This is a genomic window from Rothia sp. HMSC069C03 (genome assembly GCF_001811075.1).
Taxonomy (GTDB): Bacteria; Actinomycetota; Actinomycetes; order Actinomycetales; family Micrococcaceae; genus Rothia; species Rothia mucilaginosa.
The window spans coordinates 1-312 of record NZ_KZ627139.1 but is presented as its reverse complement, the minus strand read 5'-3'; the positions used below and the strand labels follow the sequence as shown (position 1 = coordinate 312).

The 312-nt window shown below is 59.9% G+C and carries 1 pseudogene; it reads right to left on the bottom strand.

The window, feature by feature from the left end:
• Positions 1 to 312, bottom strand: a pseudogene (locus HMPREF2779_RS09225) (peptide ABC transporter ATPase); the annotation flags it as partial.

Sequence of the window (312 nt, the reverse complement as noted above, 5' to 3'; positions counted from 1 at the left end):
GTAGGCGTAGCTGGTATCCGTCTGCCTCGGACGCTCACGAGGGTAGGTGGTGACCGGTTTGCCTGCGGTGTAGTTGGTATCTGTGTCGCCGTTGCCGTACTCGATGACATAGGAGGAGGGCATGAGTTCAATTTCGACGTGTCCGGCGAGCATGTCTGCTTCGAGGCGGTAGGGGCCTCCGTCATTGACGTAGAAGTTGATCTGGTCGCCCTTGTAGATGTTGGGGTCGCCCTCCGCTCGGCCAGTGCCTGCGGGATTGTTATAGGACTGGTGCAGGGTCGGCTTGCCTGGCTCTAGCGACTCTGCAGCGTG